Below are 16,131 nucleotides of genomic sequence, written 5' to 3' on the forward strand. Positions count from 1 at the left end.
CACGAAACGCAAAGGGGAAGGCCGTCAGTCGCCTGTCCGCGGGACGCTTGGCAGCGTTTTCACATACACGTCGCGCTTGGGATAGGGGATTTCGACGCCATGCTCCTTGAACAGCCACCATAGCCGGTTGAGCACGTCGGAGCGGACGTTGCCGATGCCGCCCTCCGGATCGCTGATCCAGGCGAGGATCTCGTGATTGACCGAATTGTCGCCATATTCGGTCAGCCAGATATTGGGCTTCGGCGTCTCCAGCACGCGCGGGCTTTCGGCCGCGGCGCGCAGCATCAGTTCCTGCGCCAGCTTGAGGTCGCAATCGTAACTGACCCCGACCTTGATCCGAACCCGCACGTTGCGATCGGAATAGGACCAGTTCTCGACCTGCTCGGTCATCAGATTCTCGTTGGGAATCAAATGTTCCTTGCCGTCGCGGGTGATGACGCTGACCGCGCGGACGCCGATCTTGTTGACCCAGCCGACATCCTCGCCGACGACGATGACGTCGCCCGGCTTGATCGAACGGTCCATGAGCAGGATGATCCCGGCGATCAGGTTGCCGACCGTCTTTTGCAGCCCGAAGCCGACCGCGAGCCCGAGCGCGCCCGAGAACACGGCAAAGGTGGTGAGGTCGATGCCGAGCATATCGACGCCGACGAAGAAGGCGACGACGATGATCGCCACCCCGGCGAGCTTCTGGAACAGCAGCTTCTGCGCCGGGTCGAAACCCTTGGCCTGACCGATCGCGTGGTTGATGACGCGGCTCGCCAGCCGCGCGACCGCGTAGAGGACGATCGCGGCGATCGCGACGGTGGTGACCGACAGCAGCGTGATGCGGGTGTCGCCCACCTCGACGCCGATATCGCCCAGGATGGTGGTGATCGGCGTGAGGCCGCCGACCGCGTAGCTGAACAGCGACACGAACGCGAACCCTGCCACCGCCCACGCCGCCCAGCGCGGCAGGTTGAGCCCGCGCAGGATCTTCATCGCGAACATCGCGGTCGCGGCGCTCCACGCCAGTCCGATCGGCAGCGACGCGATCGGCCGCCACGGCCAGCTTGCAAAGACGATCGCGAGCAACAGCGCGGCGACGAGGTGGCGCACCATCTGTGCGATGCGCGGCTGGAATGTGCCGCCCTTGAGACCCGCACGGTGCGCGGCGACCTCCGCCAGCCTTGGCCCGAGCGTGCGCGACGCGAGATAGCCCAGCGCGAGCGCGCCGAGCGTCAGCCCGCCGCCCACTGCCAGTTCGACCAGCTCCGGATTGGTTGGAATGGTCACCTCGCCACCGGCGAGCAGAGCCGACAGGCGGTTCATGCCGTCGCCCGGAACCGCGCCAGCCCGCGGTCGAGATCGGCGATCAGGTCGGCGCTGTCCTCCAGCCCGATCTGGAGGCGGATGGCGGGGCCGGGCGCTTCCCAGCGCGTGACGCTGCGGACATGCTGCGGGTCGATGGGGATCGCCAGGCTCTCATACCCGCCCCAGCTATATCCGATCCCGAAATGCTCAAGCCCGTCGATCAGCGCCGCGCGCGCCTGTTCGCCGCCGCCTTCCAGCACCACGCTGAACAGCCCGGCCGCACCCTTGAAATCGCGGTGGAACAGTTCGTGCCCTGGGCAATCGGGAAGGGCAGGGTGCAGCACGCGGGCGACGCCGGGCTGGCCCTTGAGCCACCGCGCAATCGTCAGTGCGCTCTCGCCATGCTGCTTCAGCCTCAGCGCCATCGTGCGCAGCCCGCGGCTGCCGAGATAGGCGTCGTCGGGGCTGACGCACTGCCCGAGCTGATAGGTCGCGGTGCGCAGCGCATCGTACCGCCCCTTGGCCGCGGTCACCGATCCGAGCATGGCGTCCGAATGCCCGACGACATATTTGGTGGCGGCGAGGATGGTATAGTCGATCCCCCGCGCGATCGCCGGGAACAGCAATGGGGTCGCCCAGGTGTTGTCGAGCAGCGTGACGATGCCGCGTGCCCTGGCGACGGCGACGATGGCGGGAATATCCTGCACCTCGAACGTCAGGCTGCCGGGACTTTCGAGGAAGATCGCGGCGGTATTGTCGCGGCACAGTGCGGCGATGCCTGCCCCCATCAACGGATCGTAGAATTCGGTCTCGATGCCCATCCGCTTGAGGAGCCCGTTCGCAAGGCTGCGCGTCGGGTCATACGCGCTGTCGGGCACCAGCAGATGATCGCCCGGCGACAGCACCGCCAAGAGCGCGCTGGCGATCGCAGCGACCCCCGACGGATAGAGCAGCGTCGCCTCGGCTCCCGGCTCGAGCTGGGTCAACGCGTCGGCCAGGCTCCACTGCGTCGGCGTGCCGCGCCGCCCGTAGAACAGCCGGTGATGCGTGTCCGGAGCGTTGTTCGCGCGCAGCGCCGCGACGTCGTCGTACAGGATCGTCGATGCCCGCCACACCGGCGGGTTGACGGTGCCAGTCCCCTGATTGGGACCCTGCGTCCATTCCTTGCGGCGTCCGGCGGCGACGACGCGCGTGCCGTCGCCAATCGCCGCCGGGCCGCCGTTGCTCACGCCGGACCCATCGCCTTTGGCGTAGAGCGATCGGCGCCCCATTCGGACCAGCTTCCGTCGTACAGCGCGGCCGACTGACCCAGCAGATGCAGCCCGAACGCCAGCACTGCGGCGGTCACGCCCGATCCGCATGTCACCGCGATCGGCTTGGTGGTGTCGATCCCGGCCTCGGCAAATGCCGCGCGAAGCTCCTCGTCCTGCTTCCAGGTGCCGTCGGAATGGAAGACCCGCCCGATCGGCAGATTCCTCGATCCCGGGATATGGCCGGCATGGGTTGCGGGGCGCGGATCGGGCTCCTCGCCGGTGAAGCGCGCTTCCGACCGCGCATCGAGCACCTGCTCGGCGCCGCTGTCGAGATTGGCCTTCATCGCGTCCAGATCGCGCACCTGCTTGCGGTCTTCCCAGATGGTGAAGTGGCGATGACGCAGCGTTTCCTTGCCGCTGGCGGTCGGGCGCCCTTCGGCTTCCCACTTCGCCAGCCCGCCATCGAGGATCGCGACGTCGTGCGCGCCAAAGGTACGCAACATGAACCATGCGCGCGCTGCGGTCTTGAGCGGAGAATTGTCGTAGAGAACGATACGGCTGCCGTCCCCCAGGCCCAGCGATTGCATGCGGCTGGCGAATTTTTCGGCAGGCGGCAGCATCATCGGCAGGTCGCTCGCGGTATCCCGCAGCTCGTCGAGGTTCATGAACACCGCACCGGGGATGTGCCCGGCCTCGTATTCCCTGGCCGGATCGCGGCCCTCGCCCGGCATTACCCATGTCGCATCGACCACGCGGAGGTCGGACGCCCCCAGTTCGCCTGCCAGCCATTCGGTCGTCACGAGCGCGTCCATGTCGGTCTCCTGCTTGTCGGGTCGCAATCTCTATCCGCCGCATCGACGCTAGTCGAGCGTGTCGAGGAACCCGGCGGCCTGGTTACGCAACGCGACCTGTGTCGCCGCGTCCATCCGGTCCCAGTTGCGGTACGGCATCGCCAGCCGCTGGTTGCTGCCCAGCTTGTCACGATTGCGCGCGAGGAAGTCCCAATAGAGCGCATTGAACGGACAGGCATCCGGGCCGGTGCGCTGTTTGACGTCGTAGCGGCAGTGTCCGCAATAGTCCGACATGCGATCGATATACGCACCCGAAGACGCATAGGGTTTGGAACCCAGCAGCCCGCCATCGCCGAACTGGCTCATCCCCAGCGTGTTCGGCGCCTCGACCCATTCATAGGCGTCGGCATAGACTTCCAGATACCAGCGCTGGACCTCTGCCGGATCGGCGCCGATTAGCAGCGCGAAATTGCCGGTTATCATCAGCCGCTGGATATGATGGGCATACGCGCTGTGCAGCGTCTGGCCGATCGCCTGGCTCAGACAGAACAGGTCGGTGTCCCCGGTCCAGTACCAGGCGGGAAGGAGGCGCCGGGCCTCGAGGAAATTGCGCGCCGTATAGTCCGGGCCTTCGCGCCAGTAGATACCGCGGACATACTCGCGCCAGCCGATCACCTGGCGGATAAATCCCTCGGCGGCGTTGAGCGGCACTTTTCCAGCGCGGTATCGCTTCTCGACTTCGCGGCACAAGTCGATCGGGTCGAGTAGTCCGCAGTTGATGTAGGGCGACAAGACCGAATGCCACAGGAACGGGACGTCGGTGAGCATCGCGTCCTGATAGTCGCCGAAGCCAGCCAAGGCGTGGTTCAGAAACGCCTTCTGCTGCGCAAGCGCGTCGGCTTCGGTCACTGCGAAGTCGAAGCCGTCGAGTGTGCCGGGATGATCGCCGAACCGCTCGGCGACCAGCGCGAGCACCTCTCGCGTGATCGGGTCGGGACTGAACGACAGCGGCTGCGGCATGGTCAGGTCGCGCTTTGCCGGCTTGCGATTCTCCTTGTCGAAGTTCCACTGGCCGCCTTCGGGCTGGTCGCCGTCCATCAACAGCCCGGTCTTGCGGCGCATTTCGCGGTAGAAATATTCCATCCGCAGCTGCTTGCGCCCCTCGGCCCACGCCTCGAACTCCGCATGGCTGGCCAGGAAGCGCGTGTCGGCGCGGATCTCGACATCTGCTTCGAACTTGTCCGGCCATTCCTCCAGCATCTGGCGCACGCGCCATTCACCGGCTTCGGTGACGACGATCCGGTCCGGGGCATGGCGCTCGGTCGCACGCGCAACCTCGCCGGTAAAGCTGCCGGAATTGTCGGGATCATCGAAGGCGACATACTCGACATGCCATCCGTCCGACCGCAGACGTTCGGCATGATGCCGCATCGCCGAGAACAGGAATGCGATCTTCTTGACGTGGTGCTGCACATAGGTCGCTTCGTCGGCGACCTCCATCATCAGCACGGTGCTGGCGTCAGGATTTTCTCCCTCCAGCGACGAGATCGCCATCGACAACTGGTCGCCCAGGATCGGGATCAGCGAGGTGCGTTTCAATCGGGCGGTCCGCTTCCTACATCGGCACGATGACGACACCGAAACATCTCGGCCAGACCAGCGCGCTTCCCGACTCGCCAGACGCGGCGGAGCTCGACTATGTTCCCAATCCGCGGCCCGGCAGCAACTATCTGGTCCGTTTCGCGGTTCCCGAGTTCACGTCGCTATGCCCGGTGACCGGTCAACCCGACTTCGCGCATCTGGTACTCGATTATGTCCCCGGCGACACCATCGTCGAGTCCAAGTCGCTCAAGCTGTTCCTGGGGTCGTTCCGCAACCACGCGGCCTTCCATGAAGACTGCACGGTCGGCATCGGCGAACGGCTGGTGGCGGAGATGAAGCCTCGATGGTTGCGCATCGGCGGCTATTGGTATCCGCGCGGCGGCATCCCCATCGATGTGTTCTGGCAATCCGGCGCGCCGCCCGAGGGAATGTGGGTCCCCGATCAGGGGGTTTCGGGGTATCGCGGGCGCGGGTGATGCCCGGTTCGTCGCGTGGCAAGAAACTACTGGCGCGACTCACTTTGTGCGGTGCAATATATCTGCAACCAACCAGTTCACTGAGCGTTCGGGGGAGCGACAACAAACTGATCGGCAACACTTTGTTGTCGTGAGCAAAAAAGGAACGGTCCGTGCGCACCACTGCAGCACCGGCACGCCTCGACCATATTGCGCTCCTCGGCAATTTTCTGCCACGCAAATGCGGCTTGGCGACCTTCACCACCGACACGCATCGTGCCTTGATCGAGCGCTTTCCCGAATTGACGGTCGATGTCTATGCGATGGACGACCATCCCGGGCGATACGACTATCCCGATGAAGTGACCGCGGCGATCCCGCAGGACGACCGTACCGGCTATCTCGCCGCGGCCCGCGCGATCGAGGCGAGCGGTGCACAGGCGCTGTGGGTCCAGCACGAATATGGCATCTATGGCGGGTCTGCTGGCGACCATCTGCTGGCCTTGCTCGACCGGGTGACGATGCCGGTGATCGTCACGCTGCACACGATACTCGAAAAGCCCAGCGCCGACGAGCGCCGCGTGCTCGAAGCGCTGCTGCGCCGTGCCGCCCGAGTGATCGTGATGGCGGAGCGCGGGCGAGAGATCTTGGTCCGCGTCTATGGCGCCAACAGCCGCACGATCCTGACCATTCCGCATGGCGTCCCCGATCGTGCGCTTGCCGATCCGTCCGAGTTCAAGCGCCGGTTCGGCTGGGACGGCCGGAAGGTCGTGCTAACGTTCGGCCTGCTTGCGCCGAACAAGGGCATCGAGACGCTGATCGAGGCGATGCCGGCGGTCGTAGCCGCACATCCGGACACCTTGTACGTCGTCCTTGGCGCAACCCATCCCAATCTGGTGGCGCATGAAGGCGAGGCGTATCGCGATCGCCTTTTGGCGCAGGCGGAACGGCTGGGCGTCGGCGAGAATGTCCGCTTCATCGATGCGTTCGTCGAGCATGACGAGTTGCTCGACTATCTGCAGGCGGCGGACATCTACGCGACGCCGTACAGCAATCCGGCGCAGATTACGTCGGGCACGCTGTCCTACGCGGTTGGCGTTGGCAAGCCGGTGGTGTCGACGCCCTATGTCCATGCGACGGAGATCCTTGCCGATGGGCATGGTATTCTCGTCAATTTTGGCGACAGCGCGGGGTTCGCCCAGGCGATCAGCGCATTGCTCAGCGATGATGCGGCGCGCCATGCGTTGGCCGAGCGGGCCTATGCGCGCGGGCGGACGATGCTGTGGCCTTGCCTGGCGGCACGCGCCATCGACGGAGTCGAGACGATGATCGCCTCGCAGCCCCGACGACTGCGCAAGTCTGCGCCGGACATGACCCCGCTCGCACCCGACCTTTCGGCAGTCGAGCGGATGAGCGACGCGACCGGCATGCTTCAGCATTCCATCTATTCGATTCCCGATCGTCGCCACGGCTATTGCATCGACGACAACGCCCGCGCGCTTATCCTGATGAGCCAGATGGCCGACTTGTCCGACGAGCGCCGCGACAAATGGACCAGCATCTATGCGTCGTTCGTGCAATATGCGTGGAACCCCGACGCGCGGCGCTTTCGCAATTTTATGAACTTCGATCGCACCTGGTGCGAAGATACCGGGTCCGAGGATTCCAACGGTCGCGCGATCTGGGCCCTTGGCGTCACTGCGCGCGATGCCAAGGCGCAAAAGCATCGTGACTGGGCGGCGCGGTTGTTCGACGAGACGGCGAGCCTCGCGTTCGATTTGGGCAGCCCGCGCGCGCATGCCTTCGCGATGCTGGGCGCCGCCGCAATGCTCGACGCGCATCCGGGGCACGCCTTGTCGCGGCGCATCCTCGAACGCTTCGGCGATGAGCTTATCGCGCTGTGCGACGCGGCTCGGCGTCCGGAATGGCAGTGGTTCGAGATCGTACTTGCCTACGATAATGCCCGCCTGCCCGAAGCTTTGCTCCGCGCCGGTAGGGCGCTGGATCGCCGGGACTTCATCGCCTGCGGCATCGATACACTGGAGTGGATCGTGGCGCGCCAGACCTCGCCCGAGGGACGCTTCCGCGCAGTCGGAACCGAAAGTTTCGGCAGAGCCTATGAGGAGCCGCTACCTTTCGATCAGCAACCGCTCGAAGCGCAGGCGACGATCGATGCGTGTACGGCGGCACTCGCCGCGACCGGAGATCCGCGTTGGGTAGATGAGGCGATGCGCGCCTATCGCTGGTATCTCGGCGGCAATGATCTCGACCTGCCCCTGGCCACCGCCGCCGACGGCGGCTGTTACGACGGACTGCATCCGAACGGGATCAATCAGAATCAGGGCGCCGAGTCGATTTTGGCGCTGCAATTGGCGTCCTGTGCGATATCGGCCCTTTCAAAGGTTGCTGCTCCCGTGGCAGGACTCACCCGCGCCGCTGTGTGACGCCTGCTGACTCGGCAGGCGTCGTGCCAGCCGATGAAGCCGGGAAGGGGTTCGCTTGCTCGATCTGTTCAACCATGCGCTGCGGCTGCATGCCGATCCCTCGCGCGTCGTGGTCCGCCCGTTCCACATCGCATGGCAATCGAATGGCAAGGGCCCGAGCCGCAGCGAGCGGCTGGTGCGCGAGGTGCTCGACATGGCGCCGTCCGAAGCGCGGCGACAGCTCGAGATCGTGCTCAAGGATTTCGAGGCGCGCCATTGGCAGACCCGGCGCGTGTTCATGACGCGCTATGATGAGATCGAGGCGCAGCTCAAGCTCGATGGCGGCGATATCGGCGACGAGAAGCGCCAGTTGATCGGCGCCTATTTCTGCCACGAATACAGCTATGCCGCCGCGGCGCTGATGAACCCCAGCGCCGTCGAGCATCATGACCAGTCGGGTATGCCCGATGGGTCGCTGCGCATCGTCATGTCGCTGCGCGCGGTGGGCGAGGGGCATATTTCCTCGGTGGCGTTCCGCGAAGGGATCATCACCCAGGACAACGAGCTCAAGCTCGCGCCGGAACCGCCGTTCGCGACCGCAGCCGACACGCATGGCGACGAGGAGCACATGCCCGAAGGGCCGGTGACGGTAAATCGCCACCGCGATTCGACGCTGTCGGGCACGGTAATTTTTCCGATCACCAAGGCGCAGTCGAACGGACTCGAGGACCTGCGCCTCGTCAAGTTCACGCACGACGACGGCAGCACCGAATGGCTGGGCACTTATACCGCCTATAACGGCTCGACGATTCAGTCGGAAATGATGCGCACCCGCGACTTCCGCGCGTTCGACCTCGTGCCCATGACCGGTGCGGCAGCGCGCAACAAGGGGATGGCGCTGTTCCCGCGCAAGGTCGGGGATCACTACATGATGATCGGGCGGCAGGATGGCGAGAACCTTTTCCTGATCAAATCCGACCGCATCACCCATTGGGATGAAGGCGAATTGCTGCTCACTCCTGAATTTCCGTGGGAGTTCGTCCAGATCGGCAATTGCGGCCCGCCGATCGAACTCGACGAAGGGTGGCTGCTGCTGACCCACGGTGTCGGCGCGATGCGCAAATATTCGATCGGCGCGGTGCTGCTCGACAAGAACGATCCCAGCAAGGTCATCGGCCGCACGCGCGAGCCGCTGCTGGCGGCGGCGAACCAGGATCGCGAAGGCTATGTCCCCAACGTCGTCTATTCATGCGGCGCGCTGCGCCACCGCGACACGATCTTCCTGCCCTATGGCGTGGCGGATTCGTCGGTCGCATTCGCCTTCGTGCCGATCAAGGCGGTGCTGGCGCAGATGTGAGTGGTTTCGACCACCGGGAGTTGCGGTTACGCCAATAGTTCGGGACGTGACGCCAATCCTCAGCCCCGGAACAGTCCGCCGAGCACTCCGCGGACTATGCGGGCGCCGAGCCCGCCGGCTCCGCGTTTCGATCCGAACACCGCCTTGGTGATCTCACCGGCGACGGTGCGCCCGACGGTCGAGGATGCCGAGCGCGTTGCCGACGTCACCGCCCGATTCCACGGGGAGTTGGCGGCTTCGCGCTCTGCCGCCTTTTGCTGGCGTTCGGCCTCGCGCGCGGCGGCGATGCGCGCGCGTTCGGCCTCCTTGGCGGCGCGCGCGTCCTCCTTGGCCTGGATTGCTGCGCGCTTCTCGGCCTCGACGGCTGCCCTCGACTGATCGGCGGCGGCGATCGCCTCGGCGCGTTTGGCGGCAAGCAGTTCCTCGGCCGATTCTCGATCGACCGTGACGTCGTATTTGTCGCCGATCGCATCGGTCGCGACCAGCACGCCGCGCTCGACCGGGGTCAGCACGCCGACCCGCGACGCCGGCGGCTTGACCAGCGTGCGCTCGACCGGGGACGGCGACCCGTCGGCCTGGAGCAGCGAGACCAGCGCCTCGCCGACCTTGAGTTCGGTGATGGCAGTCGCGACATCAACCCCGGGATTGGCGCGAAACGTCTCCGCCGCGGCCTTGATCGCCTTCTGCTCGCGCGGGGTGAAGGCGCGCAGCGCATGCTGGATACGGTTGCCAAGCTGGCCGGCGACGCCTTCGGGAATGTCGATCGGGTTCTGCGTGACGAAATAGACGCCGACGCCCTTCGAGCGGATCAGGCGGACGACCTGCTCGATCTTTTCGATCAATGCCGGCGGAGCCTCGTCGAACAGCAGGTGCGCTTCGTCGAAGAAGAACACCAGTTTCGGCTTGTCGGGATCGCCGACCTCGGGAAGCGTCTCGAACATCTCCGACAGCAGCCACAGCAGGAACGTCGCGTAGAGGCGCGGCGATGCCATCAGCTTGTCGGCGGCAAGGATGTTGACCACGCCGCGACCGCTATCGTCGGCGGCGATGAAATCATGGATGTCGAGCGCAGGCTCGCCGAAGAAATGCTCGGCGCCTTGTCCCCGCATCTGCAGCAGTTGCCGCTGGATCGCGCCGACGCTGGCCTTGCTGACATTGCCGTAGCTGGTGGAAATTTCATCGGCACGCTCGGCGCATTCGGTGAGCATGGCTTGGAGATCGTCGAGGTCGAGCAGCAACAGTCCCTCGGCATCGGCCAAGTGGAAGGCGATCGTCAGCACGCCTTCCTGCGTGTCGTTGAGGCCCATCAACCGCGACAGCAACAGCGGCCCCATCTCCGACACGGTGGCGCGGATCGGATGACCCTGTTCGCCGAACAGGTCCCACAACTGCACCGGGGTTTCGCGATAGGCCCATTCGAAATCGCCGATCTCGGCGGCGCGCGCGGCGAACGGCGCATGGGTCTTGGCGAGCGGCGATCCGGCCATGCCCAGACCCGCCAAGTCGCCTTTCACATCGGCGACGAACACCGGCACCCCGGCGTTCGAAAAGCCTTCGGCCAGCCCCTGCAGCGTCACCGTCTTGCCGGTGCCGGTCGCTCCCGCGATCAGTCCGTGGCGATTTGCGCGCTTGAGAACGAGCCGCTGGGCAGTCCCGCCGCCAAGGCCGATGAAAATGCCGTCCGCGTCATTCACGGCTGTTCCCCCGCCTAACGAGTAAGGGACTATGCCTCCAAGCTCAGGTGAGGGGCAACCGTTGAAACGATCGCCCCATAGCGCACCTTATTCCGCGATTTCGATCGGGAAGAAAGCGGGCGCTCCGCGCCCTCGCTGGATATAGAGCAGAACCTGATCCCGACCAGCACTTCGCGCGGCTGCAACCCCGCGTGTGATATCCGCGGCGCTGGTCACCGGTTGGCGGTTGATCGAAATAATCACGTCGCCGCGGCGGATGCCTTTCTGACCCGCGTCGCTTGATGGGTCTGCACCGGAGACCACGACGCCGCGCACCGACGGATCGACGCCGATGCTGCGCGCAATCTGCGGCGTCAGTGCCTGAACGCTCAAACCGAGCGTCGCGTCTGCGGTAGCGCCCGGATCGGGCATCGCCGGTTCGCCTTCCTCGTCCATCTGGAACCCGGCCAGTTCCTCCTGCGAAGGACGTGTGCCGACGGTGGCGGTAACAGTCTGACGGCGGCCGTCGCGGATCAGTTCGATCGGCAGGCGTGTGCCGGGACGGGTATTGGCGACGAGGATGCTGAGCGTCTGCTGCTCGGTCACTTCCTGCCCGGCAACGCCGACGACGATATCGCCGGGGCGGATGCCCGCGCGCTGTGCGGCCTGGTCGGGTTCGACCGAGCGGATGATCTCGCCGCGATCTTCCTCGAGCCCGAGCGCGGCGGCGATTTCCGGCGTCACTGGCTGGATGCCGACGCCCAGATACCCGCGCGTGACGGTATCGCCGCGGCGCAGCGTGGCGACGATCGGTGCCGCCTGTTCGGCAGGGATCGCAAAGCCGACGCCGACATTGCCGCCGGTCGGCGACAGGATCTGCGAATTGATGCCGATGACATTGCCCTGCATGTCGAACATCGGTCCGCCCGAATTGCCCTGGTTGATCGAGGCGTCGGTCTGGATGAAGCGGTCATAGGGGCCGGCGGCGACGCGGTTGAGCGCCGAGATGATCCCGGCAGTTACCGTGCCGCCCAGCCCGAACGGATTGCCGATCGCGACCACCCAGTCGCCCACGCGAGCCTGCTTCGAATCGCCGAAGCGCACGAACGGCAGGTTGTCGCCGTCGATCTTGAGCACCGCCAGATCGGATTCTTCATCCCTGCCGACTACCTTGGCGACATATTCCTTGCCGTCGGACAGCGTCACCGTCACCGATTCCACCGTCGCATTGCGTGCGCCCGGCGAAATGACGTGGTTGTTGGTGACGACATAGCCGTCTTCGGAAATGATGAAGCCCGATCCCAGCGACTGGCCTTCGCGCGTGGTCGGACGTCCGCCGCCGCCGCGATTGCCGAAGAAATTCTCGAACGGCGTGCCCGCGAACGGATTGCTGTTCTGAACCGTCACGCGCTGTGTCGTCGAGATGTTGACAACCGCTGGCTGAAGCCGCGCGACCATGTCGGCAAAGCTCGTCGGCGCGCCGGCGCGCGGCGACTGCGCCTGGATCGCGCCCGGCTCGTTCTGCGCGGTCTGCGCGCCGAGCGGGGTGTCCAGCGTCATCGTCGCGGCGGCGCCGCCGACCAGAAGGGCAGTGGTGATGGCGTAAGCGTAACGCACCGTAGGGTATTCCTCTCTAGTTTCGATCCGGGATGATCCGCCTGTGTGACCGGGTTGATACACCTCGTGGCTGAACGCCGATTGAATATGAACGATGCCGTCAGGATTTCCAGGCGTCAGTTTCCTCCGGCGCCGCTCTGGAACTGGCGCAAATAGCCGTTGTTCGGGCTCAGGATGATCGACGTCTCGCCGGTCGGCTCGCTGCCGTCGGCACCGAAGGTCCGGCGGTACGACTGCATCGAGCGGTAGAAGTCGTAGAAGCCGGGGTCTTTCCCAAAGGCTCCGGCGTAGACGCTGGCAGCCTGCGCGTCGGCGTCGGCGCGGATGATCTGCGCTTGGGTCAGCCCGCGTGCCTGGATCGTCAGCGATTCCTGACGCCGGGCAGTACGCATCCGCTCGAGCGCGCTGTCGAGCGGCGATCCGGTCGGCAAATCGGCGTGGCGGATGCGGACGTCGACGATCTCGACGCCGTAGTTGCGTGCTACCCGCTGCAGCCCGGCCTGGATGTTGTTCATCACCTCGCCGCGCTCGGGGCTGAGCAGCGCGGCGAACTCGCGCTTGCCGAGCTCGTTGCGCAATGCCGAGCCCAGGATCGGCTCGAGCCGGTTGATGACGTTCTCCTCCGACTGCGCGGTCACCACCATCCGCAGCGGATCGATTACGCGGAAGCGCGCGAACGCGTCGACCTGCAGCCGAAGCTGGTCGGTCGACAGCACCTGCTGGTTGTCGAGTTCGATGTCGAGCACGCGCTTGTCGACCCACACGATGCGGTCGAGCAGCGGAATCTTGGCGATCAGGCCCGCGCCGGTCCGTCCGAATTCCTCATTGGGTTCGTAGCGGTTGACGACGCCGCGCGGCTGCTGGACGCGCAGGATCACCGCCTGCTTCGTTTCGGGGACGATCACCAGCGTGTTGGCCAGCAGGATCAACAGCGCGAGCGCGAAGATCCCGAGCGCCATTGGGTTGCGAAACAACGACGCGCCCATCAGTTCGCTCCCCCCTGAACGACGACCGGCGGCGTTTGCGGCTCGGGAGTCGCTGCCGGGCGCGCAGCCGCATTGGGCAGCGGCAGATACGGCGTGACGTCGCCCGATTCGACGATCGTCTTGTTCGACTTGGCAAGCACCGCTTCCATCGTCTCGTAATAGAGGCGGCGGCGAGTCACTTCGGGCGCGCTGACATATTGCTCGTAGATCTTGTCGAACTCGGCAGCTTCGCCCTGCGCGCGGGCAATCACCTGCTGCGCATAGGCGCGCGCCTGGTTGAGGTTGGCCTGTGCCTGCTGCTGCGCCGCATTGACCGCCTTGAAATCCTCGTCGACCGCGGCCGGGGGATTGGCGGCGCGGATCGCAACGTTGCTGATGCGGATACCGGAGCGATATTCGTCGAGGATCTGCTGCATCAGCGCGAGCACCTGCGCCTCGATCACCGTGCGTCCGACGCCCAGCGCCTGGTCGAGCGTGACGCTGGCGACCGCCGAACGCATCGCGCTTTCCGCGACCGCGCGCACCGTCGCTTCGGGATCGGCGATTTGGAAGATGAAATTCTCGGGGCTGCGCACGTTCCACTGCACGGAATAAGCAAGGTCGATGATGTTCTGGTCGCCGGTCAGCATCAGATTGTCGGCGGTTGATCCTTGCGGAAACTCCTCGTTGCGGATCGCCTCGACATCGACCTTGCGCACCTGCGCGAAGGGCGAGGGCGCGGTCAGCTGGACCCCGGGCGACAATGTGCCGCTATAGTTGCCGAGTGTGGTGACGACGCCGCGCTGCTCCGGTCCGATCGAATGGATCGAGGTGAACAGGACCCATAGCAGAACGAGCAGGCCGGCGCCGATCCACCAGATCGAGCTGCCGCCGGGCAGCGGCAGGCCGGGGCGACCGCCGCCCCCGCCACCGCCGCCGCCGCGCGCGCGCTTGAGAAACTCGTCGAGCGATGTCGACGTGGTCGAACGCCCGCGGCGTCCTTCCGGGGGGAATGCCCATGGGTTGCGCGGACCGCCGCCCTCTCCCGGACTGCCGCCTTCGCCCTTGTTCCCACCGCCCCACGGGCCCTTGGGATTGTCGTTCCGAAGCACGCCAGCGCGTGCGATCCACCCCGAGATATTCAGCATATCCACCTTTATAGGGAGGCGCACGGCGAATTACAGTGGAATAGGCGCAAGGCGGGCCTATCTCGCCGACATGACCGATCGAACGACACTCGAAGCGCTGCTCGCGCCGATCGCTGCGGGCCGCGCGACGGCGCGGCTCGACGGAAACCGTGCCAGCATCGTCGTCGACGTGACCGGCCTGGGAACCGATGCCCAAGCCGCGCTCGAACGGGACATCCGCGCCGCGCTCGGCGATCTGCCCGGCATCGACGAGGTGCGCGTGCTGCGCACCAGTGAACGTATGGAGCGCCGCCTGATCGCGGTCGCCAGCGGCAAGGGCGGCGTCGGCAAGTCGACCGTCTCGGCCAATCTGGCGATCGCGTTGCACAAGGCGGGGCGCCGCGTCGGGCTCGTCGATGCCGATGTCTATGGCCCGTCGCAGCCCAAGCTGATGGGGGTCGAAGGCACACGGCCGCAGGCGCGCGACAAGGTGCTGCTGCCCGTGGCGACGCCGTTCGGCGTGCCGATGCTGTCGATGGGACAGTTGGTCGATCCGGGCAAGGCGCTTGCCTGGCGCGGACCGATGGCGTCGGGAGCGCTTGGCCAGTTGATCGACGGCGATTGGGCGGGCGCGGGCGTCGACACGCTGGTGATCGACCTGCCGCCCGGGACCGGCGACGTCCAGCTGACGATGGTGCAGAAGCACAAGCCGGCGGGGGCGGTGATCGTTTCGACGCCGCAGGATCTGTCGCTGATCGACGCCGAACGCGCGATCGACCTGTTCGCCAAGGTCGGCGTGCCGATCATCGGGATCGTCGAGAACATGTCGGGCTATGCCTGCCCGCATTGCGGCGAGACCTCCGATCCGTTCGGGCAGGGTGGGGCGGAAGCGGCGGCGGGCCGGTTGGGCGTGCCGTTCCTCGGCCGCGTGCCGCTGTCGATCGCGGTTCGGCGGGCATCGGACGCTGGACAGCCGCCAGCTGCAGGGAACGGCCCTGAAGCCGCCGCGTTCGTCGGTCTGGCCGCGCAGGTTTCGGCGTGGCTCGACGCGAAGGGATAAGGGCATGCCGCTGACCACCGACGACGAGATCCATGCGCTGCTGAGCGGTGCGCGCACCATCGCGATGGTCGGCGCCTCGGACCGCCCCGACCGTGCGTCGTACGGAGTGATGCGGTTCCTGCAGGATCACGGCTACCGCGTGATCCCGGTCAATCCGCAGATCACGGGCGAGCATGTCCACGGCGAATTCGTGTTCCGCGAACTCGGCCAGATCGGCGAGCCGATCGACATCGTCGATATCTTCCGCAATTCGGCGGCGGCAGGCGAAGCGGTCGATCAAGCGATCGCGGTCGGCGCCAAGGCGGTGTGGATGCAGATCGGCGTCGTCAACCAGGAGGCTGCGGCACGCGCCGAAGCGGCCGGCCTCGAAGTGGTGATGGACCGCTGCCCAAAGATCGAGATCGCGCGGTTGGGCATCGGTCGGGTCGAATCCTAACGGAAAAACGATGCGATCGCGCGGGGATCGCAATCGAACATTGGCGCGGATCGCGCGACATCGGGATGGTTCGTTGGAG

13 protein-coding genes are annotated in these 16,131 nt (G+C 65.8%); 5 read left to right on the forward strand and 8 right to left on the reverse strand.

Annotated elements, in window-relative coordinates:
* Positions 1 to 24: 24 nt before the first annotated feature.
* The 4 genes from FHY50_RS00540 to FHY50_RS00555 are packed head-to-tail and all read right to left on the reverse strand — an operon-like array spanning position 25 to position 4,891.
* Positions 25 to 1,311, reverse strand: coding sequence for a mechanosensitive ion channel family protein (locus FHY50_RS00540; protein ID WP_140046430.1), 1,287 nt, complete (start codon positions 1,309 to 1,311; stop codon positions 25 to 27).
* Positions 1,308 to 2,564: a cystathionine beta-lyase gene (gene metC, locus FHY50_RS00545; protein ID WP_140046432.1), complete on the reverse strand. Its 1,257-nt coding sequence runs from the start codon at positions 2,562 to 2,564 to the stop codon at positions 1,308 to 1,310. The genes FHY50_RS00540 and metC overlap by 4 nt, the downstream gene beginning before the upstream one ends.
* A complete protein-coding gene (gene sseA / locus FHY50_RS00550; RefSeq protein ID WP_140046433.1) occupies positions 2,519 to 3,358 on the reverse strand; it encodes a 3-mercaptopyruvate sulfurtransferase in 840 nt (279 codons plus the stop codon). Before sseA ends, metC begins: the two co-directional genes overlap by 46 nt.
* A 48-nt stretch (positions 3,359 to 3,406) precedes the next feature.
* Positions 3,407 to 4,891 carry a cryptochrome/photolyase family protein gene (locus tag FHY50_RS00555; protein ID WP_243846904.1) on the reverse strand — a complete coding sequence of 495 codons (1,485 nt, stop codon included), beginning with the start codon at positions 4,889 to 4,891 and terminating at the stop codon, positions 3,407 to 3,409.
* A 74-nt stretch (positions 4,892 to 4,965) separates the two neighbouring features.
* On the opposite strand from FHY50_RS00555, the gene queF reads away from it, so the two are divergent.
* The 3 genes from queF to FHY50_RS00570 all read left to right on the forward strand — a co-directional run bounded on the left by queF (position 4,966) and on the right by FHY50_RS00570 (position 9,174).
* Entirely contained in the window at positions 4,966 to 5,415 is a 450-nt protein-coding gene (queF, locus tag FHY50_RS00560) for a preQ(1) synthase (protein WP_140046435.1), read from the forward strand.
* Positions 5,416 to 5,567: 152 nt separating this feature from the next.
* Complete coding sequence (locus FHY50_RS00565) at positions 5,568 to 7,838, forward strand: glycosyltransferase family 4 protein (protein ID WP_140046436.1); 2,271 nt, start codon at positions 5,568 to 5,570, stop codon at positions 7,836 to 7,838.
* A gap of 55 nt (positions 7,839 to 7,893) precedes the next feature.
* Entirely contained in the window at positions 7,894 to 9,174 is a 1,281-nt protein-coding gene (locus FHY50_RS00570) for a glycoside hydrolase family 130 protein (protein ID WP_140046438.1), read from the forward strand.
* 59 nt (positions 9,175 to 9,233) lie between these two features.
* Here the strand turns inward: FHY50_RS00570 and FHY50_RS00575 are convergent, their stop codons facing one another.
* From FHY50_RS00575 to hflK, 4 genes are all read right to left on the reverse strand, one after another.
* Positions 9,234 to 10,868, reverse strand: a complete 1,635-nt coding sequence (locus FHY50_RS00575; protein ID WP_140046439.1) for a helicase HerA-like domain-containing protein — start codon at positions 10,866 to 10,868, stop codon at positions 9,234 to 9,236.
* An 87-nt stretch (positions 10,869 to 10,955) separates the two neighbouring features.
* Positions 10,956 to 12,464, reverse strand: a complete 1,509-nt coding sequence (locus FHY50_RS00580) for a Do family serine endopeptidase (protein ID WP_140046441.1) — start codon at positions 12,462 to 12,464, stop codon at positions 10,956 to 10,958.
* 116 nt (positions 12,465 to 12,580) lie between these two features.
* Positions 12,581 to 13,450 carry a protease modulator HflC gene (gene hflC, locus FHY50_RS00585; RefSeq protein WP_140046443.1) on the reverse strand — a complete coding sequence of 290 codons (870 nt, stop codon included), beginning with the start codon at positions 13,448 to 13,450 and terminating at the stop codon, positions 12,581 to 12,583.
* On the reverse strand, positions 13,450 to 14,577 hold the full coding sequence (gene hflK, locus FHY50_RS00590; RefSeq protein ID WP_140046444.1) for a protease modulator HflK: 1,128 nt from the start codon (positions 14,575 to 14,577) through the stop codon (positions 13,450 to 13,452). Before hflK ends, hflC begins: the two co-directional genes overlap by 1 nt.
* Positions 14,578 to 14,647: 70 nt before the next feature.
* Between hflK and FHY50_RS00595 the strand changes: the two genes are divergently transcribed.
* Together FHY50_RS00595 and FHY50_RS00600 are read left to right on the forward strand one after the other, a co-directional pair.
* Entirely contained in the window at positions 14,648 to 15,616 is a 969-nt protein-coding gene (locus FHY50_RS00595; protein WP_140046445.1) for a P-loop NTPase, read from the forward strand.
* A 4-nt stretch (positions 15,617 to 15,620) separates the two neighbouring features.
* A complete protein-coding gene (locus FHY50_RS00600; protein WP_140046447.1) occupies positions 15,621 to 16,052 on the forward strand; it encodes a CoA-binding protein in 432 nt (143 codons plus the stop codon).
* Positions 16,053 to 16,131 lie beyond the last annotated feature (79 nt).

The sequence above is a fragment of the Sphingomonas japonica genome (genome assembly GCF_006346325.1).
GTDB classification, from domain to species: domain Bacteria; phylum Pseudomonadota; class Alphaproteobacteria; order Sphingomonadales; family Sphingomonadaceae; genus Sphingomonas; species Sphingomonas japonica.

What these genes read in the sequence shown, in the direction of transcription:
- FHY50_RS00555 (WP_243846904.1), bottom strand. Translation starts at nt 4,891, where the DNA reads ATGGCGATCTCGTCGCTGGAGGGAGAAAATCCTGACGCCAGCACCGTG.
- FHY50_RS00595 (WP_140046445.1), top strand. Translation starts at nt 14,648, where the DNA reads ATGACCGATCGAACGACACTCGAAGCGCTGCTCGCGCCGATCGCTGCG.
- hflC (WP_140046443.1), bottom strand. Translation starts at nt 13,450, where the DNA reads ATGGGCGCGTCGTTGTTTCGCAACCCAATGGCGCTCGGGATCTTCGCG.
- sseA (WP_140046433.1), bottom strand. Translation starts at nt 3,358, where the DNA reads ATGGACGCGCTCGTGACGACCGAATGGCTGGCAGGCGAACTGGGGGCG.
- FHY50_RS00600 (WP_140046447.1), top strand. Translation starts at nt 15,621, where the DNA reads ATGCCGCTGACCACCGACGACGAGATCCATGCGCTGCTGAGCGGTGCG.
- hflK (WP_140046444.1), bottom strand. Translation starts at nt 14,577, where the DNA reads ATGCTGAATATCTCGGGGTGGATCGCACGCGCTGGCGTGCTTCGGAAC.
- FHY50_RS00540 (WP_140046430.1), bottom strand. Translation starts at nt 1,311, where the DNA reads ATGAACCGCCTGTCGGCTCTGCTCGCCGGTGGCGAGGTGACCATTCCA.
- metC (WP_140046432.1), bottom strand. Translation starts at nt 2,564, where the DNA reads ATGGGGCGCCGATCGCTCTACGCCAAAGGCGATGGGTCCGGCGTGAGC.
- queF (WP_140046435.1), top strand. Translation starts at nt 4,966, where the DNA reads ATGACGACACCGAAACATCTCGGCCAGACCAGCGCGCTTCCCGACTCG.